Origin of the sequence: Oceanicella sp. SM1341 (genome assembly GCF_003448965.1) — a bacterium.
Taxonomy (GTDB): Bacteria; Pseudomonadota; Alphaproteobacteria; order Rhodobacterales; family Rhodobacteraceae; genus Paroceanicella.
Window position 1 is genome coordinate 400,384 of sequence record NZ_QRGC01000002.1, and the last position, 20,680, is coordinate 421,063.

Consider the following 20,680-nt stretch of genomic DNA (forward strand, 5'->3'; position numbering starts at 1 on the left):
GTTGCATGCGTTAGGACACGCCGTTCGCAATACCCAGCCAGGAGTAAGAGGAGATGGGTTACAAGGTCGTCGTCGCGGGCGCCACGGGCAACGTGGGCCGTGAAATGCTGAACATCCTCGCCGAGCGGGAATTCCCCGTCGACGAGATCGCCGCACTTGCGTCGCGCAAGTCGCTCGGCACCGAGTGCAGCTTCGGCGACAAGACTATCAAGACCCAGGACCTCGACACTTTCGACTTCACCGGCTGGGACATCGCGCTCTTCGCCGTGGGCTCGGACGCGACGAAGAAATACGCGCCGAAGGCCGCCGCCGCGGGCTGCGTGGTGATCGACAACTCGTCGCTCTACCGCTACGACCCCGACGTGCCGCTCATCGTGCCCGAGGTGAACCCCGACGCGATCGACGGCTACACGAAGAAGAACATCATCGCGAACCCCAACTGCTCCACCGCGCAGATGGTCGTGGCGCTCAAGCCGCTGCATGACCGCGCGAAGGTCAGGCGCGTGGTGGTCTCCACCTACCAGTCGGTTTCCGGCTCGGGCAAGGAGGCGATGGACGAGCTGTGGCTGCAGACCAAGGGCATGTACGTGCCCGGCCAGGAAGTGGCGCCCTCGGTTTACCCCAAGCAGATCGCCTTCAACGTGATCCCGCACATCGACGTCTTCATGGAAGACGGCACCACCAAGGAAGAGTGGAAGATGGTGGCGGAGACCAAGAAGATCATCGACCCGAAGATCAAGGTGACCGCCACCTGCGTGCGCGTGCCGGTGTTCGTGGGCCATTCGGAAGCGGTGAACGTCGAGTTCGAGGATTTCCTCGACGAGGACGAGGCGCGTGACATCCTGCGCGAGGCGCCGGGCTGCATGGTCGTCGACAAGCGCGAGAACGGCGGCTACGTGACCCCGATCGAGAGCGTGGGCGAATATGCCACCTACATCAGCCGCATCCGCCAGGACAGCACGGTGGAGAACGGCATCAACATGTGGGTGGTCTCCGACAACCTGCGCAAGGGCGCTGCCCTGAACGCGGTGCAGATCGCCGAGCTGCTCGGCCGCCGGCACCTGCAGAAGGGCTGAGGCCCGCAAGGGCCGGGGCACCGCCTCCGGCCCGGCGCTCCCCCCCCCGGGGGAGCCCCCCGCCCGCCGGGGCCCGCATCCGCCGGGCGCGCGGGCACCCGCCCGGCGGCCCTCCTGCATGGGTCTTCCGGGCACTCGCCGCCGGCCCTGGCGGCATCCCCTCCTTCCGCGATCCGATTTCCGCCGTGGCGAGCCCCCGGCCGGCCGTGTCGTTCCGTTTCGTGAAACGGCTGCCGGGCGCTGCCTGCCTGCCCGCGTCGCGCCGGGCTCATGGGCCGGCGATGGTTCGTCCATGCCCGGGGCAGGGGGGGCCGGTCGCACGGAGGGCGCGGGACAGCCAGTGCCGGAGCCACCCGGGTCCGCCCGTGCCCGAGGCACGGCTTGCGCGGGGGCAGGGGGCGGGGCTAGGCTCGCGCCGCCGCAGGAGGGGCCCACGATGACCGATTATTCCGCCCTGCTCGATGCCGAGATCCTCGCCTTCATCGAGCGCACCAATTCCTTCTACCCCGTCGAGACCGCGACCTTCACCGCCGCCGAACAGCGCCGGGTGTATGACCGGATGTGCGCCGCCTTCCACGCCGGCCGGCCGGAGGGGGTGAGCACCGAGGAGCGGGTGATCGTCTCCGGTGTCACCGAGATCCCGGTGCGGCGCTACACGGCCCCCGGCCGGCCCGGGGCGCATGTGCTCTACTGCCATGGCGGCGGCTTCGTTGTGGGCGGGCTCGAGAGCCACGACGATGTCTGCGCCGAGATCGCGGCGCGCACCGGCTTCACCGTGACCGCGGTGGACTACCGGCTGGCGCCCGAGCACCGCCACCCGGCCGCTTTCGACGACGCGCTGGCCGCCTTCCGCGCCGTGGCGGGCGAGAGCGACGTGCCGGTGGTGCTCTGCGGCGACAGCGCCGGCGGCACGCTTGCCGCCTCCGTGGCCCATGCCACCCGCGCCGACCAGCGCCCGCCGGCGGGCGTGCTGCTGATCTACCCGGCGCTGGGCGGGGCGATGGACCGGGGCTCCTACCTGGTGCATGCGAACGCGCCGATGCTCACCCTCTCCGACCTGCTCGCCTACCGCGACATACGCGGCGGGGCGGAGGCGGGGCCCGACCCCACGCTCTCCCCGCTCGCGGACACGGATTTCTCCGGCCTGCCGCCGGTGCTGGCGCTGGCCGCCGAATGCGACCCGCTCTGCGACGATTGCGAGACCTACGCGGGTGCCATCCTCGCCGCCGGCGGCGTGGCGCGGGCGCATGTCGAGCCGGGGCTCGTTCATGGTCACCTCAGGGCGCGGCACATGTCGACGCGGGCCGGGGAGAGCTTTTCGCGTGCCCTCCTCGGGCTGAAGCACCTCGCCGCCGGGCGCCTGCCGCCGGAGGGCTGAGCGGGGACCTCCCGCGTCCGCCTTCGGAGTGCTGCACCGGCCGGGGGGAAGGCCACACAGGGGGGCGGGGTCCGGCGACGACCCGCGTTTCCTTTCCGGCAGCGCAGGCGGGCCAGCAACCACCGGCATCGGCGGGCCGGCCGGCGAACGGCGCATGTTTCCGGCACCGGCGCCCGGCGGCAGCGAGGAACATGGGGCAGGGCGCGGAGGGATCGTGCGAGGGGCGACAGCATGCCCCCCGTGGCGCAGGCACGGGCCGAGGCGGGTTACCGATCGGTGATGCCGGGCCGCCGCTCACGCCCGTGCGGACGCGGCTTTCGTGCGGGTCCGGGGCAGGGGAGCGACCCTGCGGAGATCGCCCGGCGCCCCCGCCGGGCGGAGGCACGGGCAGGAACGGCGCCCCCTCGGCGGGGGGCGCCATGGGCTCAGTTGCCCGAGCTTGCCATGCGGCGGCGGGAGATCGCCTCTTCCAGCCAGCCCAGGTGCATCTCCGGCACCGAGGAGAGCAGCAGCTCGGTATAGGCGTCGAAGGGCGGGGCCAGCACCTTGCTCTTCGGCCCGTAGCGCACCAGCTCGCCCCGGTACATCACCGCGATCTCGTCGGCGATGGCGCGCACCGTGGCGATGTCGTGGGTGATGAACAGGTAGGCCACCTTTTCCTTCGCCTGCAGCTCGAGCAGCAGCTTGAGGATGCCGTCGGCCACCAGCGGGTCGAGGGCGGAGGTGACCTCGTCGCAGATGATCAGTTTGGGCTTGGCCGCCAGCGCGCGGGCGATGCACACGCGCTGCTTCTGCCCGCCGGAGAGCTCGGCCGGGTAGCGGTCGATGAACCCGTCGCCCATCTCGATCTGCTCGAGCAGCTCGCGGATGCGGGCCTCCTTCGCCTTGCCGCGCAGGCCGAAGTAGAACTCCAGCGGCCGGCCGATGATGGTGCGCACCGTCTGGCGCGGGTTCATCGCCGTGTCGGCCATCTGGTAGATCATCTGCAGCTCGCGCAGGTCATCGCGCGAGCGCTGCGGCAGGGCGGGGCTGAGGGTGCGGCCGTCGAAGGTGATGGCGCCCGCCTCGGGCGGCAGCAGCCCGGTGATCACCCGCGCGAGGGTGGACTTGCCCGAGCCGCTCTCGCCCACCACCGCCAGCGTGTGGCCCGGCTCGATCGACACGCTCACGTCCTTGAGCACCTTCACCGAGCCCGCGTAGGAGGCGGTGATGCCGGTCACGTCCAGCACCGGGGCGCCGGAGGGGGCCTTCTCCTCGTGCTCGATGGAGCGCACCGAGACCAGGGCGCGGGTGTACTCCTCGCGCGGGGCGTTGATGATCTGGTCGGTGGTGCCGTGCTCCACCATCCGGCCCTGGCGCAGCACCATGATCTCGTCGGAGACCTGGGCCACCACCGCGAGGTCGTGGGTGATGTAGAGCGCCGCCACCCCGGTGTCGCGGATCGCCTCCTTGATGGCGGCGAGCACGTCGATCTGGGTGGTGACGTCGAGCGCTGTGGTGGGCTCGTCGAAGATGATCAGGTCCGGCTCCGGGCAGAGCGCCATGGCGGTCATCGCGCGCTGCAGCTGGCCGCCCGACACCTGGTGGGGGTAGCGGTCGCCGAAGGTTTCGGGCTTGGGCAGCCCGAGCCTGGCGAAGAGCCGCTTCGCCCGTGCCTCCGCCTCGGCGCGCGAGGCGAGCTTGTGGCGCAGGGTGGTCTCGATCACCTGCTCCATCAGCTTCTGCGCCGGGTTGAAGGCCGCCGCCGCCGACTGGGCGACATAGGCCACCTCGCGGCCCCGGATGCGGCGCAGCCCGCCGGGCCCGGCCTTCAGGATGTCCCTTCCGTTGAGGATCACCTCGCCGCCGGTGATGCGCACCCCGCCGCGGCCGTAGCCGAGCGGGGAGAGCCCGATGGTGGACTTGCCGGCGCCGCTTTCGCCGATCAGCCCCAGCACGCGGCCCTTCTCGAGCGTGAAGGACACGCCGTGGACGATGGTGATGTCCTGCGGGTCTTCGCCCGGCGGGATGACCGTGGCGCCGATCTTCAGGTCGCGGATGTCTAGGAGCGTCTCAGCCACTGCGGCCTCCCTTCAGATCGGTGGTGCGGTTGAGGATCCAGTCGGCCACGAGGTTTACCGAGATGGCGAGCACCGCGATGGCCCCGGCGGGGTAGAGCGCCGCGCCGATGCCGAAGACGATGCCGTCCTTGTTCTCGCGCACCATGCCGCCCCAGTCTGCCGCGGGGGGCTGCACGCCGAGCCCGAGGAACGAGAGCGAGGAAAGGAACAGCACCGCGAAGATGAAGCGCAGCCCGAACTCCGCCACCAGCGGCGACAGGGCGTTGGGCAGGATCTCGCGGAAGATGATCCAGCGCGTGCCCTCGCCGCGCAGGCGCGAGGCCTCGACGAAGTCCATCACCCCGATGTCCACCGCCACCGCGCGGGCGAGGCGGAACACGCGGGTGGATTCGACCAGCCCCATCACCAGGATGAGCGTGCCCACGTCCGCCGGCACCACCGAGAGCACCACGAGGGCGAGGATGAGCGAGGGGATGGCCATGATCAGGTCCACCAGCCGCGACAGGCCCTGGTCGAGCCAGCCGCCCGCCACCGCGGCGAGGAAGCCCAGCACCGAGCCGGAGAGGAAGGCCAGCGCCGAGGCGAGGGCTGCGATGAGCATCGTCGTGCGCGCGCCGTAGATCATCCGGCTGAGCAGGTCGCGGCCCAGGTTGTCGCCGCCCAGCCAGTACTCGGCCGAGGGCGGGGCCCAGACGTCGGTCACGGTCTCGTTCAGCCCGTAGGGCGCCACCCAGGGCGCGAAGACGGCGACGAAGATGAACGCGAAGGTCAGCACCAGGCCGAGCCAGGCGCTTGCGGGAATGCGGCGCCAGTTCATTTCGGATGCCTCAGACGGGGGTTGGAGATGATGGCGACGACGTCGGCGATCATGTTCAGCCCGATGTAGACGGCGGCGAAGATCAGTCCGCAGGCCTGCACCACCGGCACGTCGCGCTTGGAGACGTGGTCGACGAGGTACTGCCCCATGCCCGGATAGACGAAGATCACCTCCACCACCACGACACCCACCACGAGATAGGCGAGGTTGATCATCACCACGTTCACGATGGGCGCGATGGCGTTGGGGAAGGCGTGCTTGCGGATGATGGTGAAGGCGCGCAGGCCCTTCAGCTCGGCCGTCTCGATATAGGCGGACTGCATCACGTTGAGGATGGCGGCGCGGGTCATGCGCATCATGTGCGCCAGCACCACGAGGGTGAGGGTGATCGCGGGCAGCGCCACCGCCTCCAGCCGCTCCCAGAAGCCCATCGTGTCATAGACCGTCGAGACCGAGGGCAGCCACTGCAGCTGCACGCCGACGAAGAAGATCAGCACGTAGCCGATGAAGAACTCCGGCAGCGAGATCGAGGCCAGCGTGACCGCCGAGATCAGTTTGTCGGGCCAGCGGCCACGGTAGCGCACCGCCACGAGGCCGAGCAGGATGGCGAGCGGCACCGCGATCACCGCCGCCACGGCGGCGAGGAACAGCGTGTTGCCCAGCCGCTTGCCCAGCGAGGTGGCGATGTCCTGGCCGTTGGAGAGTGCCGTGCCGAGGTCGCCCTGCAGCATGCCGCCCAGCCAGGCGAAGTAGCGGGTGACGGCGGGCTGGTCGAGCCCGAGCTCGGCGCGCTTGTTGGCCAGTGCCTCAGGGGTGGCGGACTGGCCCAGGATCGCCTGGGCCACGTCGCCGGGGAGAATCTGGGTGGCGGCGAAGATCATCACCGACACCGCCAGAAGGAGAAGGAGCCCCATCGCAATGCGCTGGAGCACCAGTCTCAGCAGAAGGCCCATGCCCCCGCCTCAGCCCATGAGCCAGGTCTTGGACAGGGCGTAGCCGTTCATCATGGTCTGGGCGCCGTCCGCCTCCCAGCCGCCGACCTTGTCCGACACGGCCTCGATCCAGTCGTTGAACATCGGCAGGATGAGCCCGCCCTCGTTGCGCACCATCAGGGCGGCATCGTGGTACATGCTCTTGCGCTTCGCCTCGTCCAGCTCGGCCTTGGCCTTGGTGATGAGCTGGTCGAACTCGGGGCGCTTGAAGCGGGTGTCGTTCCAGTCTGCCGAGGAGATGTAGGCGGTGGAGTACATCTGGTCCTGCACCGGGCGGCCGCCCCAGTAGGAGGCGCAGAAGGGCTGCTTGTTCCACACTTCGGACCAGTAGCCGTCACCGGGCTCGCGCTTCACCTCGAGGGTGATGCCGGCCGCCGAGGCGTGCTGCTGGAAGAGCTGCGCCGCGTCGACCGCGCCGGGGAAGGCCACGTCGGAGGTCTGCAGCACGATCGGGCCGGAATGGCCGGACTTCTTGTAGTAATGCGCCGCTTCCTCGGGGTCGTAGGCGCGCTGCTCGATGTCGTCGGGGAACAGCGGGTAGGCGGAGTTGATCGGGAAGTCGTTGCCCACCGTGCCGTAGCCGCGCAGGATCTTGTCGACCATGTCCTCGCGGTTGATGGCGAGCTTGAGCGCCATGCGCAGGTCGTTGTTGTCGAAGGGCGCGGTGTCGCAATGCATGATGAACACGTAGTGGCCGCGGCCGGCGGTGTTCTTCACGCTCACGCCGGGCACGCGCTTGATCAGGTCGACGATCTTGGGCTCGACGTTGTTGATCATGTGCACCTGGCCGGATTGCAGCGCGGCGGTGCGGGCGGTGGCGTCGTTGATGACGGTGATCTCCACCTGGTCGGCGTAGCCGCGGTTGCCCGCGTCCCAGAAGTTGGCGAACTTCTCGCCGCCGTGGCGCACGCCGGGCTCGTTCACGGTCACCTTGTAGGGGCCCGCGGAGATGCCGGCATCCGGCGCGTCCTTGCCGCCGCCGGGCTGGATGATGAGGTGGTAGTCGGCCAGCAGGTAGGGCAGGTCGGCGTTGGCCTCCTTGAGGGAGATCACCAGCTCCTTGCCGTTCACCTGCATGCGGTCGATGCCGCGCATGATGCCCAGCGCGCCGGATTCGGAAGCCTCGTTGGAATGGCGGTCGAGCGTGTCGAACACGTCCTGCGCGGTGACGGTCTTGCCGTTGTGGAATTCCACCCCGTCGCGCATCTTGAAGGTCCAGGTCTTGGCGTCGGAGGAAGCACCCCACTCTTCGGCGATGCGCGGCTCCAGCTCGCCCGTGGGCCCGACCTCGACGATCTTCTCGCCCCAGGTCTGGCCGAAGACGAAGGGAACCTGGGAGAGGAAGGTGGCGGGGTCGAGGCTGTTGGTGCTCTCGCCACCGACCATGCCGGCCTTCAGGAGCCCGCCCATCACCGGGTCGGCGGCGCGGGCCACAGAGCCGAGCAGGGTACCGGCGGAGGTGGCCGTGAGCCCGAGCGCTGCGGCGCGGCCCATGAAGTGCCGGCGGCTGATCGTGCCGCGGACAACCTGCCGGCCGAGATGTTCGAGTTCTTTGGTCATGCTTCCCTGTCTCCTTTTGGATGCGGCGGCGGGCGCCGCGCAAATTGATTGGCGCCTCTTCGGACATGGCCGGATGCGCATGCCTCACAGAGTGCCACGAGGAATTCTTCAGGGCGAGTTATTTTTGAACCGCCGTTCAATATGCACACCGGCTCAGGCCAGCGCGCGGAAACTCGCACCCGGGATGTTCAGGTCGGATCGATGCGCAGGATGTAGCCCGAACAGGGGGTTGGGGTCAAATCCGCATGCGGTCGCGCCCCGGGGGCGGGGGCGCGGGGCCGGCGGGGCGGTACGAAATCCGCCCCTCCGGCCCCGCTGCCCGCGAAACGGGCAGGGGGTGGAATCAGCCCGCCCGCGCGAGGCGGCTCAGCTCCATTCCCGGGGGATGCGCTCGTCGTAGGCGCGGCGGAAGACCTCCGCGCCGCCCTCCTCGGCCACCACCTCGCCGGTGATGTGGAAATGGGTGCGGTCGGCGGTGATGGCGGTGCGGGCGATGGTGCGGATCTGCCAGTCGCCCCGGCCGTGGGTCTGCTCCCATGTCGCCTCGCCGCGGGCGGAGAGCGGGTCGTCGGGGTGGATCGACCAGGTCTCCTCCACCCAGGAGCCGTTCTCCAGCCCGTGGTCGGCATCGCGCACCGCGCCGAAATCGTCGCGCAGGTGCAGGGTGACGCGGCCGGTCTTCTGGTCATGCTCGATGCGCCGGTCGTTGCCGGCCTCGCGCAGGGTCTCGACCGCCCAGGGCGCGGCGGCCTCCGGCGCCTCGAAGGTCCACTCGTCGCCCTCCGCCAGCTTGCGGCGCGGCAGGTGCACCCGGCCCTCGGTGAGGGTGAGGGCCGCCTGCTCCGGGCTGGGCCAGACCATCGGCCAGTAGGCCGAGGAGACCGCCACGCGCAGCCGGTGGCCCGCCGGCACCCGGTAGGCGATGTCGTCGAGCTTCAGGCGGATCTCGTAGCTCTTCCCGGGCTCGAGCGGTTCCGGCGCCTCCTGGCTGTCGCGCATGGTGAGGTTGAGCACGCCATACGTGATGCGGGTGGAAGCGCCGTCGGGGTGGATGTCGTTGAGCCGCACGCAGACCTGCGCCACCGGCTTGTCCGCCGAAAGCCGCAGCACCACCTCGGGCCGGCCGACGATGTCCATCGCCTCGGAGAGGGCCGGGCTGTCGAAACAGGCGGAGAGCGCGTCGTCGCGGCGCTGGTCGTCGGGCAGCTCCGGGCCCCAGTAGATCGCGCAGTACTCGCCGCCATGCAGGCCGCAGTCCGCCGGCGAGGAGATCAGCGCCGAGAAGGGTTGCGGCCGCGCGGCCAGCGTCGCCCCGGGGCCCATGTGCAGCACGGCTTCCGCGATGCCGGGCGCCGGCCACTCCGCCTCGGCGATCCAGCGGCCGGGGCGGTGGTCGTACCAGGGCTTCGGGCGCACGCTGTCCATGAGGTAGAGGCGCATGTCGGGGTCGGTGTCGACGCCCGTCGCCTCGCCCTTCAGCCAGTGGCCCCACCAGCGCTTCATCTCCTGCAGGAAGCCGATCGGGTCGGGCTTCGCGAAATGCGGGTACTTGTGGATCCAGGGGCCGATGATGCCCTTGGCCGGTGCCTTGAGGTTGGCCACCAGCCGCGAGACGGCGTTCTTGTAGGCGTCGCCCCAGCCGCCGACGGCGAGGACCGCGGCCTCGATGGCGTCGTAATCCTCGCAGACCGAGCCGTGCTTCCAGTAGGCGTCGCGGGTCTGGTGCGAGGCCCAGACGGCGTGGAGCATGGGGTTGTTCTCCAGCCGCTCCTGCCACATCTCGCGCCAGTCGTCGCGCAACGCGGGGTCGGGCGGGCGCGGGGTGAAGGAGAGCATGGTCGCCCCCCAGCCCAGCAGCTCGGCCAGCGGCAGGCCGCCCTTGTAATGCACGTCGTCGTTGAAGCGGTCATCGGTGGAGCACATGGTGACGATGGCCTTCAGCGCCGGCGGGCGCAGGGCCGCGACCTGCAGCGCGTTGAACCCGCCCCAGGAGATGCCCATCATCCCCACCTTGCCCGTGCACCAGGGCTGGTCGGCGATCCAGGCGATGGCGTCGCAGGCGTCCTGCAGCTCCTGCGCGGTGTATTCATCCTCCATCAGGCCTTCGCTGTCGCCGTTGCCGCGCATGTCGATGCGGATGCAGGCATAGCCGTGGCCGGCGAGCCAGGCATGGGTGAGGCAGTCGCGGGCCGTGGTGCCGTCGCGCTTGCGGTAGGGCAGGTGCTCGACGATGGCGGGCACCGGGTGCGCGCCCGCGTCCTCGGGCATCCAGACCCGGGCCGAGAGCCGGCAGCCATCGGGCATCACGATGGCCATGTCCGGGGTTTCGACCACCTTGCGGGGAAACTCTGTCACGGTCTTCAAGCCGGCCTCCGTTGCTCTGCCCCGCGACCAAAAGGCCGCATCTGTATTCCGCGGCCGGAAGGCCGCATCTGTATTCCGCGGCCTGGAGCCGCTGTTCCGTGTCGCGGCCGGGCGGCGCGACCGGAGCGCACCCTATCCGGCCGCCGGGGGCGAGGGAAGGCCGCACGCGGGAGTTGACCTTGCCGTGAGCCTCTGCTCTCTGATCCGGGGCGGAGCGCAGAGGCGAGCCGCGCCGCTACAGGATGAGGCCCCCCGAAGTGCATCACTCCGCCTGCATTCCCGCCGCGCGCGGGCCCGCCTCCGGGTCAGGGGGGCGCTCATGAACCTGCTCGACGAATTCCGCAGCGCGCTGCACGTGGTGGCGGTGGTCGCCCTCGCGCTGGCGGCGATCATGCTCGCCCCGGCCGGCTTCGGCTGGCTGCTGAACTGGCCGGGCACCGAGGCCTTCGCGGTGAGCGCGCTCATGGTGGGGGTGGTCTCGCTGCTCGTCGCCGTCTCCACCTGGGGGGCGCGGCGGCCCGAGCTCACCACACGTTTCGGCTTCATGCTGGTGAACATGCTCTGGTGGGTGTCTCCCGCCATCTGCGCCGTGCCGCTGATGTTCGGGCCCGCGCATCTGAGCGTGGTCGACGCCTATTTCGAATCGGTCTCCGGCATGACCACCACCGGCTCCACCGTGATGGCCGGGCTCGACGGGTTCGACCCCGCAACCCTCCTGTGGCGCTCGATCATCCAGTGGCTGGGGGGGCTGGGCATGCTCTCGCTGGGGCTGATCCTGCTGCCCTTCCTCTCGGTGGGCGGCATGCAGCTCTTCCGCATGGAAAGCTCCGACCGCGCCGACAAGCCGATGCCGCGCTTCGTGGCGCTGTCCAAGACCATCCTGCTGATCTACGTCGGCCTCACCGCCGCCTGCACCGCGCTCTACGCCCTCGCCGGCATGAGCGCCTTCGACGCGCTGAACCACGCCTTCACCACGCTCTCCACCGGCGGCTATTCCACCCATGACGCCTCGATGGGCCATTTCGAGGGCTCGGGCGTGCTCTGGGTGGGCACGGTGTTCATGATCGCCGGCAGCCTGCCGTTCAGCCTCTACATCGTGCTGATGTTCTCGCGCCACCGGGTGGGGGTGGACCCGCAGGTGAAGGTGTTCATCGGCATCATCGCGGCGGCCACGCTGCTGCTCTTCGTCGGCCGCTCGGGCGACGAGGCGCACGGGCTGCACGCGCTGGCGCAGGATGCGTTCAACGTGACCTCGGTGATCAGCACCACCGGCTACGCGGCGGGGGACTACACGCTCTGGGGCACGCTGGCGGTGCCGGTGTTCTACGTGCTCACCTTCCTCGGCGGCTGCGCGGGCTCCACGGCGGGCGGGCTGAAGACCTACCGGCTGATCGTGATGATCGAGCTCATCCGCACCTCGCTGGCCGAGCTGCTGCACCCGCGCGGCGTGTTCCCCATGCGCTACGGCAGCCGGCAGATCGCGCCGGAGATCTTCCGCTCCGCCATGGTGATGATGATGGCCTTCATCGCCACGCTGGGGCTGCTCTCCATCCTGCTGGGCGCCTGCGGGCTCGACTTCCTCACCGCGCTCACCGGCGCGCTCACCGCCATCACCAACGTGGGCCCGGGGCTGGGCGGCGTGATCGGGCCCTCGGGCAACTTCTCCACCCTGCCGGACACGGCGAAGGCGCTGCTCTCCGTGGGCATGGTGCTGGGCCGGCTGGAGATCCTCGGCTCGCTGGTGCTGCTCTCGCCGCTGTTCTGGCGCGACTGAGGCTCAGCGCGGCGGCGTGCCGGCGGCGGCGCGCTCGGCCCGCCTGCCCAGGGCGCGCTCGCGCAGGAAGGTGAAGATGCCGGTGGCCACCACCAGCCCGGCCCCGGCGAAGGTGAGCGGCGCGGGGAAATCGCCGAACAGCAGCACGCCCAGCCCCAGCGCCCAGACCAGCGCGGTGTAGCGGAAGGGCGCGATGAAGCTCATGTCGCCCGCCCGCATGGCCATGGTGATGAGGATGTAGCCCGCCGTCACCAGCAGCCCGGCGAGGCCCACCTGAAGGGCCGCGGTGGCCGAGGGCATGGTCCAGCCGGTCACCGCGAGGCCGGCAGCCCCGGCAAGCGTGAGCGAGGTCGCCGCCACGAAGGCCACCAGCACCGAGGGCACGCCGGGCGAGAGCGCCCGGGTGGAGAAATCGCGCATCACGAGGAAGCCGACCGCGCCGAGCGCGGAGAGCGACCAGGCGGTGAAGCCCTCCGTGCCCGGCCGCACGATCAGCATCACCCCGCCGAACCCCACCGCGATGGCGAGCGAGCGCCGCCAGCCCACGCGCTCGCGCAGCAGCAGGGCGGCGGCGAGGGTCATCGCCAGCGGCGCCACCTGCAGGATGGCGGTCGCGTTGGCGAAGGGGATGTGGGAAAGGGCGGCGAGGAACATCAGCGTGCTGCCCATCTCGCCCACCGTCCGCCAGGCCAGGGCCCGCCTGTCGGCCCGGGCCAGCGCCAGGCGCGAGCGGTCGAGCCGGGCGGTGAAGGCGGCGAGCAGCGCGCTGGCGATGCAGCCGCGCAGGAAGATCGACTCCCAGAGCCCGATCTCCGCCGCCACCAGCTTCATCAGCGCGTCATGCAGGGTGAAGATGCCGGTGCAGCTCACCATGAGGCCCGCGCCCCGCATGTTCTGGGCGAGCGTGTAGACGGGGGCTGTCTGGGGCATCAGGCGGGAACTCCGGGAAGGCCCCCCTTGCGTGATCCGTTTCCCGGGCCATTGCAAGGCCAAAGCGCGGGGCTGGCGCGACGCCCCGCGGCGCTCTAGAAGGAAGCATGGCCCGGGATGGGGAGGGAAGACCGGCATGCGATCCTGCATCATCTGCACCAGCCCGCGCAGCGGCAGCACCCTGCTGTGCCGGCTGCTGCAGGCCACCGGCCGCGCCGGCCTGCCGGATTCGCATTTCCACGAGCCCTCGCTCGCCGCCTGGGCGGAGGATTACGGCCTCGCGCCGGAGAGTTTCCCCGATGACCGCGCCCTCACCGCGGCGGTGCTCAAGGCCGCGATCGCGCGGGGCAGCGGCGACACCGGCTGTTTCGGCCTGCGCCTGCAGCAGCACAGTTTCGGCTTCTTCATGGAGCGGCTCGGCGCGCTCTTTCCGCAGGCGGGCAGCGACGCCGAGCGCCTGCGCGCCGCCTTCGGCGAGACGCTCTTCATCCACCTGACGCGGGAGGACAAGCTGGCCCAGGCCGTCTCCCGCCTGAAGGCGGAGCAGACCGGGCTCTGGCACCGCAGGGCGGATGGCAGCGAGCTCGAGCGCCTCTCCGCTCCCCGGCCCCCCGCCTATGACGCCGCGGCCATCGCGGCCCATGTGGCCGACATGACCGCGGCCGACGCGGCCTGGGAGGCATGGTTTGCCGCGCAGGGCATCACCCCGCTGCGCCTCACCTATGATGCGCTGTCGCGCGCGCCGCAGGCGGTGCTGGCGCAGGTGCTCGGCGCGCTGGGCCTCGACCCCGCCCTCGCCGAGGGCGTGGCCGCCCCCACCGCCCGGCTCTCCGACGCGCTCAGCGCCGAGTGGATCGCCCGCTTCCGCGCCGAGGGCGCCGGCAGCCCCGTCTGAAGCGGGCCGCCGCGCGCGGCGGGCACGGGTGCGCAACCCCGTGCCCGGTACGGCCGAGCTGACGTCACCGATGACCCTGCCGGAGCGGGCGCGCGTGGCTGATTGCCCGGCGGAGCCGGCTGGTCGGTCGCCCGCTCGGGGAAAACGGAATGGCGCGGCCGACCGCCCCGGCCGAGGCGGACCTGCGCGCACACTCACCCGGGCAGAATTGAAGGGCGCGGCCGATGCACCCGGCCAAGGTGCATGCAGGCCGGCTTACCCGTCCGGGCCGGAAAGGCGCGGCCGATCACTCGGCCGCGACGGCCCCCTCGATGCGCTCCACCCGGCACGCGGAGAACTTGAATTCCGGGATCTTGCCGAACGGGTCGAGCTGGGGATTGGTGAGCACGTTGGCCGCCGCCTCCACATAGGCGAAGGGCACGAAGACCATGTCCTCGGACACCGCCCTGTCGGCCCGCGCCATGATCTCGATGGTGCCGCGCCGGGTGGTGATGCGGAACATGTCGCCCGGCGCGATGCCGAGCCGCGCGAGGGTGCGCGGGTGCAGCGAGGCGTTCGCCTCCGGCTCCACCGCGTCGAGCACGCTGGCGCGGCGGGTCATCGAGCCGGTGTGCCAGTGCTCGAGTTGCCGCCCAGTGGTGAGGATCATCGGGAAGTTCGCGTCCGGGATCTCGGCCGGCGGGGTGACCCGGGCGGGGGTGAACTTCGCCCGGCCGGCGCGGCGGGGGAAGCCGTCGCCGAACACCACCGCCTGGCCGGGGTCTTCCGGCCCGAGGCAGGGGTAGGTCACCGCGCCCTCGCGCTCCAGCCGCTCCCAGGTGATGTGATGCAGGCTGCGCATCGACATCTTCATCTCCGAGAACACCTCGCGCGGGTGGTCGTAATCCCAGTCGAGCCCGAGCTTGCGCGCCAGCGCCACGATGATGCGCCAGTCCTCGCGCGCCTCGCCCGGGGGGGGCACGGCCGGGCGGCCCATCTGCACCTGGCGGTTGGTGTTGGTGGCGGTGCCGGTCTTCTCGGCCCAGGCGGAGGCGGGCAGGATCACGTCGGCGTAATTCGCCGTCTCGGTGAGGAACACGTCCTGCACCACGAGGTGCTCGAGCTTGGCCATCGCGTTGCGGGCATGCTCCACGTCGGGGTCGGACATGGCGGGGTTTTCGCCCAGGATGTACATGCCGCGGATCTCGCCGCGGTACATCGCGTCCATGATCTCGACCACGGTGAGACCGGGCTTCGCCTCGATCTCGGTGCCCTTCCAGATGTGCTTGAAGAGCTCGCGGTTGTCCGCCTCGGCCACCAGCTGGTAGTCGGGCAGCATCATCGGGATCAGGCCCGCGTCGGAGGCGCCCTGCACGTTGTTCTGCCCGCGCAAGGGGTGCAGCCCGGTGCCCGGCCGGCCCACGTGGCCGCAGAGCAGCGCGAGCGAGATCAGGCAGCGCGAATTGTCGGTGCCGTGGATGTGCTGCGAGATGCCCATGCCCCAGAAGATCATCCCGGCGCGGGAGCGGGCGAACTCGCGCGCCACCTCGCGCAGGGTCTCGGCGGGGATGCCGCAGAGATCGGCCATCCGCTCCGGCGGGAAGGCGCGGATATGGTCGCGGAACTCGAAGAAGCCCTCGGTGAAGCCCTCGATGTACTGCCGGTCGTAGAGCTTTTCCTCCACGATCACGTTCATGATGGCGTTGAGCATCGCCACGTCGGTGCCGGGCTTGAACTGCAGGGTGCGCCAGGCGTGGCGCTTCAGCCCCATGCCGCGCGGGTCCATCAGGACGAGCTTGCCGCCGCGCTTGGCGAACTGCTTGAAATAGGTGGCCGCCACCGGGTGGTTCTCGATCGGGTTCGAGCCGATGACGATGGCGATGTCGGCGTTCTCGATCTCGTTGAACGTGGCCGTGACCGCGCCCGAGCCCACGTTCTCCATCAGGGCCGCCACCGAGGAGGCGTGGCACAGCCGGGTGCAATGGTCGACGTTGTTGTGCCCGAAGCCCTGGCGGATGAGCTTCTGGAACAGGTAGGCCTCCTCGTTGGAGCACTTGGCCGAGCCGAAGCCCGCCACCGCCTTGCCGCCGTAGTAGGAGCGCAGGTCGGAGAGGCCGTGGGCCGCCACCTCCAGCGCCTCTTCCCAGCTCGCCTCGCGGAAATGCGTCCAGGGGTTGGCGGGGTCGACGTTGAGCCCCTTCTCCGGCGCGTCCTTGCGGCGGATGAGCGGCTTGGTGAGCCGGTGCGGGTGGGCGATGTAGTCGAAGCCGAAGCGGCCCTTCACGCAGAGCCGGCCCTCGTTTGCCGGGCCGTTGATGCCGTCGACCCAGGCGATCCTGTCATCCTTGACCTTGTAGGAGATCTGGCAGCCCACGCCGCAATAGGGGCAGACGGACTTCACCTCGCGGTCATAATCGCGGCTGTCGCCCTTCTGGGCGGTGTCGAGCGCGGAGGCCGGCATCAGCGCGCCGGTGGGGCAGGCCTGCACGCATTCGCCGCAGGCCACGCAGGAGGAGGCGCCCATCGGGTCATCGAAATCGAAGACGATCTTCGCGTCATGCCCGCGGCCCGCCATGCCGATCACGTCGTTCACCTGCACCTCGCGGCAGGCGCGCACGCAGAGATTGCAGTGGATGCAGGCGTCGAGGTTGACCCGCATCGCCACGTGGCTGTCGTCGAGCAGCGGCACATGGTCCGCCGCCATGGCGGGGAAGCGCGAGCCGGAGACGTTGTTCAGCTCCGCCATGTCCCACAGGTGCGAGGAGCGGTCATGCGCCTCCTCCTGCGCCGGCTGGTCGGCCAGCAGCAGCTCCATCACCATCTGGCGGGCCTTCTCCGGCCGCTCGCCGGCGGAGTTCACCACCATGCCCTCGCGCGGCGCGCGGATGCAGGAAGCGGCGAGGGTGCGCTCACCCTCGATCTCCACCATGCAGGCGCGGCAGTTGCCGTCGGAGCGGTAGCCCGGGGCGTCCTTGTGGCACAGGTGGGGGATGCGGGTGCCGTGGCGCTTCGCCACTTCCCAGATGCTCTCGCCCTCGTTGGCGGTGACGTCGCGGCCGTCGAGCCTGAATGTGATGCTCATGGTCTCTCTCCGTCAGATCTCGTCGGCGAAATGGCGCAGCATGAGGCGGATGGGGTTCGGCGCCGCCTGGCCGAGCCCGCAGATGGAGGCGTCCTCCATCACCTTGGCGAGGTCGAGCAGCAGCTCGTGGTCCCAGCGCTCGGCCTGCATCAGCTTCACCGCCTTCTCGCAGCCCACCCGGCAGGGGGTGCACTGGCCGCAGCTCTCGCTCTCGAAGAAGCGCAGCATGTTGAGGGCGGCGTCCCGCGCCCGGTCGGCCTGCGAGAGCACCACCACCGCCGCGGAGCCGATGAAGGTGCCGTGCGGCTGGAGGGTGTCGAAGTCGAGCGGGATGTCGTCCATCGTGGCGGGCAGCAGGCCGGAGGAGGGGCCGCCGGGCTGGTAGGCCATCAGTTCGTGCCCCTCGGCCATGCCGCCTGAGGCCGCGATCACGTCGCGGATGGTCGAGCCCGCGGGGAGCAGCTTCACCCCAGGCTCCTTGACCCGGCCGGAGACCGAGTAGGAGCGCAGGCCCTTGCGGCCGTTCTTCTCGGTGGCGGCGAGCACGTCGGGCCCCTCGTGGGCGATGCGGCCGATCCACCACAGCGTCTCCACGTTGTGCACGAGGGTGGGGCGGCCGAAGATGCCCTTCTGCGCCACGAAGGGCGGGCGGTGGCGCGGGATGCCGCGCTTGCCCTCGATCGACTCGATCATCGCGGATTCTTCGCCGCAGATGTAGGCGCCCGCGCCGCGGCGCAGCTCGACGAAGCCGGGGGCGATGAGCTCCGCCTCCTCCAGCCGCGCCAGCTCGCGGCGCAGGATCTCCAGCACCGCGGGGTATTCGTCGCGCATGTAGAGGAAGACGGTCTGCGCCTCCACCGCCCAGGCGGCGATGAGCATGCCCTCGAGGAACAGGTGCGGCGTGCGCTCGAGGTAGTACCGGTCCTTGAAGGTACCGGGCTCGCCCTCGTCGCCGTTCACCGCCATCAGGCGCGGCCCGGGCTCGGCGCGCACGAAGGACCACTTCTTGCCGGAGGGGAAGCCCGCGCCGCCGAGGCCGCGCAGGCCGGAGGCGAGCAGTTCCTCCTGCACCTCGTCGGGGCTGCGCGCACCCTCGCGCAGGGCCTTCAGCGCGCCGTAGCCGCCGGTGGCGGCATAGGCGGCATAGTCCTGGTACCCGGGCAAATGCGCATGGGTGTCATCCGCGGCGATGGCCTCGGCCACCTTTTCCGGCGTCGCATGGTCGATGTGGTTGTGGCCCAGTTCCAGCACCGGCGCCGTGTCGCAGCGGCCCATGCAGGGGGCGCGCAGCACCCGCACCTCGCGGCCGCCGTTGTACTGCTCGGAGAGTTTCGCCATCAGCTCCTGCGCGCCGGCCATCTCGCAGGACAGCGAGTCGCACACCCGGATGGTGAGGGCGGGCGGCGCCTGCTCCCCCTCCTTCACCACGTCGAAATGGGCGTAGAAGGTCGCCACCTCGTAGACCTCGGCCTGGGAGAGGCGCATCTCCTCGGCCAGCGCGCGCAGGTGCGCGGCGGAGAGGTGGTGATAACGATCCTGGATCAGGTGCAGGAACTCGATCAGGTGGTCGCGGCGGCGGGCGCGGTCGCCCAGCAGGGCGCGCACCTCTTCCAGCGCGCCGTCCTCGTATTGCCGGCCCTTGGGTGTACGACGGCCCTTGCCGCGCCCGGACTTCCAGACGCCTTCACGCTGATCGAGTGGTGCCATTCGGCGGTTTCCTCCCCGGAATTCCGGGCCATTATCTCTGCTGGGCCGGGGGGGCGGCAAATCGCATTTCGGGAAGGCGTGATAGGGAAGTCCTATCACGGGGAGGGGCTATCAGCGGGCCAGCGCCTCCGCCTCGGCGCGCAGCACGGTCACGGCGGGGGGCTCGGGGTCGCGCTGCAGGGTGAGCAGGCCGATGGGCTTTTCCACCTCCGGGGCGGTGAGCGGCAGCATCACCAGGCCCAGCCCCGCGCCCAGGCTGGTGGCGAGGCGCTCGGGCACGATGGTCGCCACGTCGCCGGAAGCCGCCTGGGTGAGGGCCACGGTGAGGGCGGTGGTCTCGGTCACCGGCGCGGGCATGAGGCCGAGCGAGGCGAAGACCTCCTCCACGATCATCCGGTTGCGCATGTTCGAGGAGAGCAGGCAGAGCGGCAGGGCGGCGGCCTCGGCCCAGCTCGCGGTGCCGCGCGGCCGCGGCGCGAGGGCGGGCGGGGCGAGCAGCACGTAGCGCTCGGGGTAGAGCGGGGTTGCGCGGATGCCGGCGGGCACGGTCTGGTCGAGATAGCTGAGCCCCGCGTCGAAACTGAAATCCTCCAGCCCGCGCAGGATCTGCGCCGAGCTCGCCGAGACGATGCGCAGCACCAGCCCGGGGTGGGCCGGGCGCAGCCGGGCCGGCAGGTCGGCGGCAAAGCTCAGCGCCGTGGGCACGCAGCCCACGGTGAGGTGGCCGGAGAGCGAGCCCTTGAGCGCCGCGATCTCCTGGCGCAGGCCCTCCGCCTCGGCCAGCAGCCGGCCGGCCCATTTCAGCACCACCTCGCCCTCGCGCGTGAGGCCGATGAAGCGGTTGCCGCGCTGCACGACAGGAGTGCCCAGCTCGGTCTCGAGATTGCGGATGCGGGCCGAGAAGGCGGGCTGGGAAATGCCGCAGGCCTCCGCCGCCCGGGCGAAATGCCGGTGGCGGGCGAGGGCGGCGAGCAGTTGCAGGTCGCGTAGGTTGGTCATCCGTCCTGCCGGAAGCGCTGCGGGGCCGCCAGAGCCTGTGCGAAGGCGCGCGCGAATGCAACTGCGGCGCGCGGGGCGGCGGGGTGCCGTCGGGGGCGGGCGATGCGGCGCCGCGGCCGCGCCGCCGGCGATCGCCGCCCGAAACGAAAACGGCCCGGACTTCTGTCCGGGCCGTTCGAAAGGGTGTGGCCGTGGCGCGGGGCGCTCAGGGCTGCTCGTCCTCGTCGTCGTCCTTGCCGCCCTTGGGCAGGTTGAAGAAGCTGTCCGCGTCCACGAGGGTGGAGCGGTTGTCGTCCTCGTCCTCCTCCTCGCCGCGGGGGTCGGAGCCGTCGCCGAGCGAGAAGTTCTCGAAGCCGCTCACCGAGGAGGGCAGGCGCGGGTCCGGCTCCATGTGCAGCGACTGCGAGGTGGCGAGCAGGCGCATGCGCTCCTCGGCGGTCATGGTGGTTTCCTGCGCGGCGGCCTTCTTGGCGGCGGCCTTCTGCACGGCGCTGTCGAGCTCGACCTGCCGGCACATGCCCAGCGCCACGGGGTCGACCGGCTGGATGTTGGCGATGTTCCAGTGCGTGCGGTCGCGGATGGTCTGGATGGTGGGCTTGGTGGTGCCGACCAGCTTGGCGATCTGGCTGTCGGCCAGCTCGGGGTGGAACTTCACCAGCCAGGCGATGGCGGCCGGGCGGTCCTGGCGCTTGGAGAGCGGGGTGTAGCGCGGGCCCTTGCGCTTCATCTCGCCCTCGGCGGCGGGGTTGAACTTCAGCTTCAGCCGGGCGGAGGGGTCGCTCTCGACGCGCTCGATCTCCTTGGCGGTGAGCTGGTTGTTGACGATCGGGTCGAAGCCCTTCATCCCCTGCGCGACCTCGCCATCGGCGATGCCGTTCACTTCCAGCTCGTGCAGGCCGCAGAAATCGGCGATCTGGGCAAAGGTCAGCGTGGTGTTCTCGACAAGCCACACGGCGGTGGCCTTGGGCATCAGCGGCAATGTCATCGTGCTTCTCTCCCGTCCGAGGGCTGCTTTTACAACGGCTCCGCCACGCTGCGAAAACGCGGGCGCAGGACGCTACTCATGT

14 protein-coding genes are annotated in these 20,680 nt (G+C 70.5%); 4 read left to right on the top strand and 10 right to left on the bottom strand.

Annotated features, from left to right (window positions below; genetic code table 11):
• The first annotated feature begins 53 nt into the window (after window positions 1–53).
• Both D3P35_RS03755 and D3P35_RS03760 read left to right on the top strand, forming a co-directional pair.
• Window positions 54–1,076: an aspartate-semialdehyde dehydrogenase gene (locus D3P35_RS03755; protein ID WP_118133105.1), complete on the top strand. Its 1,023-nt coding sequence runs from the start codon at window positions 54–56 to the stop codon at window positions 1,074–1,076.
• A 436-nt stretch (window positions 1,077–1,512) separates the two neighbouring features.
• Window positions 1,513–2,454: an alpha/beta hydrolase gene (locus D3P35_RS03760; RefSeq protein ID WP_118133106.1), complete on the top strand. Its 942-nt coding sequence runs from the start codon at window positions 1,513–1,515 to the stop codon at window positions 2,452–2,454.
• A 425-nt stretch (window positions 2,455–2,879) separates the two neighbouring features.
• Here the strand turns inward: D3P35_RS03760 and D3P35_RS03765 are convergent, their stop codons facing one another.
• The 5 genes from D3P35_RS03765 to D3P35_RS03785 all read right to left on the bottom strand — a co-directional run bounded on the left by D3P35_RS03765 (window position 2,880) and on the right by D3P35_RS03785 (window position 10,247).
• On the bottom strand, window positions 2,880–4,514 hold the full coding sequence (locus D3P35_RS03765; RefSeq protein WP_118133107.1) for an ABC transporter ATP-binding protein: 1,635 nt from the start codon (window positions 4,512–4,514) through the stop codon (window positions 2,880–2,882).
• A complete protein-coding gene (locus tag D3P35_RS03770) occupies window positions 4,507–5,331 on the bottom strand; it encodes an ABC transporter permease (protein ID WP_118133108.1) in 825 nt (274 codons plus the stop codon). Before D3P35_RS03770 ends, D3P35_RS03765 begins: the two co-directional genes overlap by 8 nt.
• Complete coding sequence (locus D3P35_RS03775; protein WP_118133109.1) at window positions 5,328–6,284, bottom strand: ABC transporter permease; 957 nt, start codon at window positions 6,282–6,284, stop codon at window positions 5,328–5,330. The genes D3P35_RS03770 and D3P35_RS03775 overlap by 4 nt, the downstream gene beginning before the upstream one ends.
• 9 nt (window positions 6,285–6,293) lie before the next feature.
• Window positions 6,294–7,883: an ABC transporter substrate-binding protein gene (locus tag D3P35_RS03780; RefSeq protein WP_118133110.1), complete on the bottom strand. Its 1,590-nt coding sequence runs from the start codon at window positions 7,881–7,883 to the stop codon at window positions 6,294–6,296.
• Window positions 7,884–8,249: 366 nt separating this feature from the next.
• Window positions 8,250–10,247, bottom strand: a complete 1,998-nt coding sequence (locus tag D3P35_RS03785) for a CocE/NonD family hydrolase (RefSeq protein WP_118133111.1) — start codon at window positions 10,245–10,247, stop codon at window positions 8,250–8,252.
• A 319-nt stretch (window positions 10,248–10,566) separates the two neighbouring features.
• On the opposite strand from D3P35_RS03785, the gene D3P35_RS03790 reads away from it, so the two are divergent.
• Window positions 10,567–12,021: a TrkH family potassium uptake protein gene (locus D3P35_RS03790; protein WP_118133112.1), complete on the top strand. Its 1,455-nt coding sequence runs from the start codon at window positions 10,567–10,569 to the stop codon at window positions 12,019–12,021.
• A 3-nt stretch (window positions 12,022–12,024) separates the two neighbouring features.
• Here the strand turns inward: D3P35_RS03790 and D3P35_RS03795 are convergent, their stop codons facing one another.
• Entirely contained in the window at window positions 12,025–12,951 is a 927-nt protein-coding gene (locus D3P35_RS03795; protein ID WP_157982022.1) for a DMT family transporter, read from the bottom strand.
• Window positions 12,952–13,087: 136 nt separating this feature from the next.
• Here D3P35_RS03795 and D3P35_RS03800 point away from each other — a divergent pair, with 136 nt between their 5' ends.
• A complete protein-coding gene (locus D3P35_RS03800; protein ID WP_118133114.1) occupies window positions 13,088–13,846 on the top strand; it encodes a Stf0 family sulfotransferase in 759 nt (252 codons plus the stop codon).
• A 286-nt stretch (window positions 13,847–14,132) separates the two neighbouring features.
• On the opposite strand, the gene fdhF is transcribed toward D3P35_RS03800, so the two are convergent.
• The 4 genes from fdhF to D3P35_RS03820 form a co-directional block, all read right to left on the bottom strand.
• A complete protein-coding gene (gene fdhF / locus D3P35_RS03805; RefSeq protein WP_118133115.1) occupies window positions 14,133–16,907 on the bottom strand; it encodes a formate dehydrogenase subunit alpha in 2,775 nt (924 codons plus the stop codon).
• A 12-nt stretch (window positions 16,908–16,919) separates the two neighbouring features.
• Window positions 16,920–18,614 carry an NAD(P)H-dependent oxidoreductase subunit E gene (locus tag D3P35_RS03810; protein ID WP_118133116.1) on the bottom strand — a complete coding sequence of 565 codons (1,695 nt, stop codon included), beginning with the start codon at window positions 18,612–18,614 and terminating at the stop codon, window positions 16,920–16,922.
• 111 nt (window positions 18,615–18,725) lie between these two features.
• Window positions 18,726–19,613, bottom strand: a complete 888-nt coding sequence (locus D3P35_RS03815) for a LysR family transcriptional regulator (protein WP_118133117.1) — start codon at window positions 19,611–19,613, stop codon at window positions 18,726–18,728.
• A 205-nt stretch (window positions 19,614–19,818) separates the two neighbouring features.
• Entirely contained in the window at window positions 19,819–20,598 is a 780-nt protein-coding gene (locus tag D3P35_RS03820) for a DUF1013 domain-containing protein (RefSeq protein ID WP_118133118.1), read from the bottom strand.
• Between the last annotated feature and the right edge of the window lie 82 nt (window positions 20,599–20,680).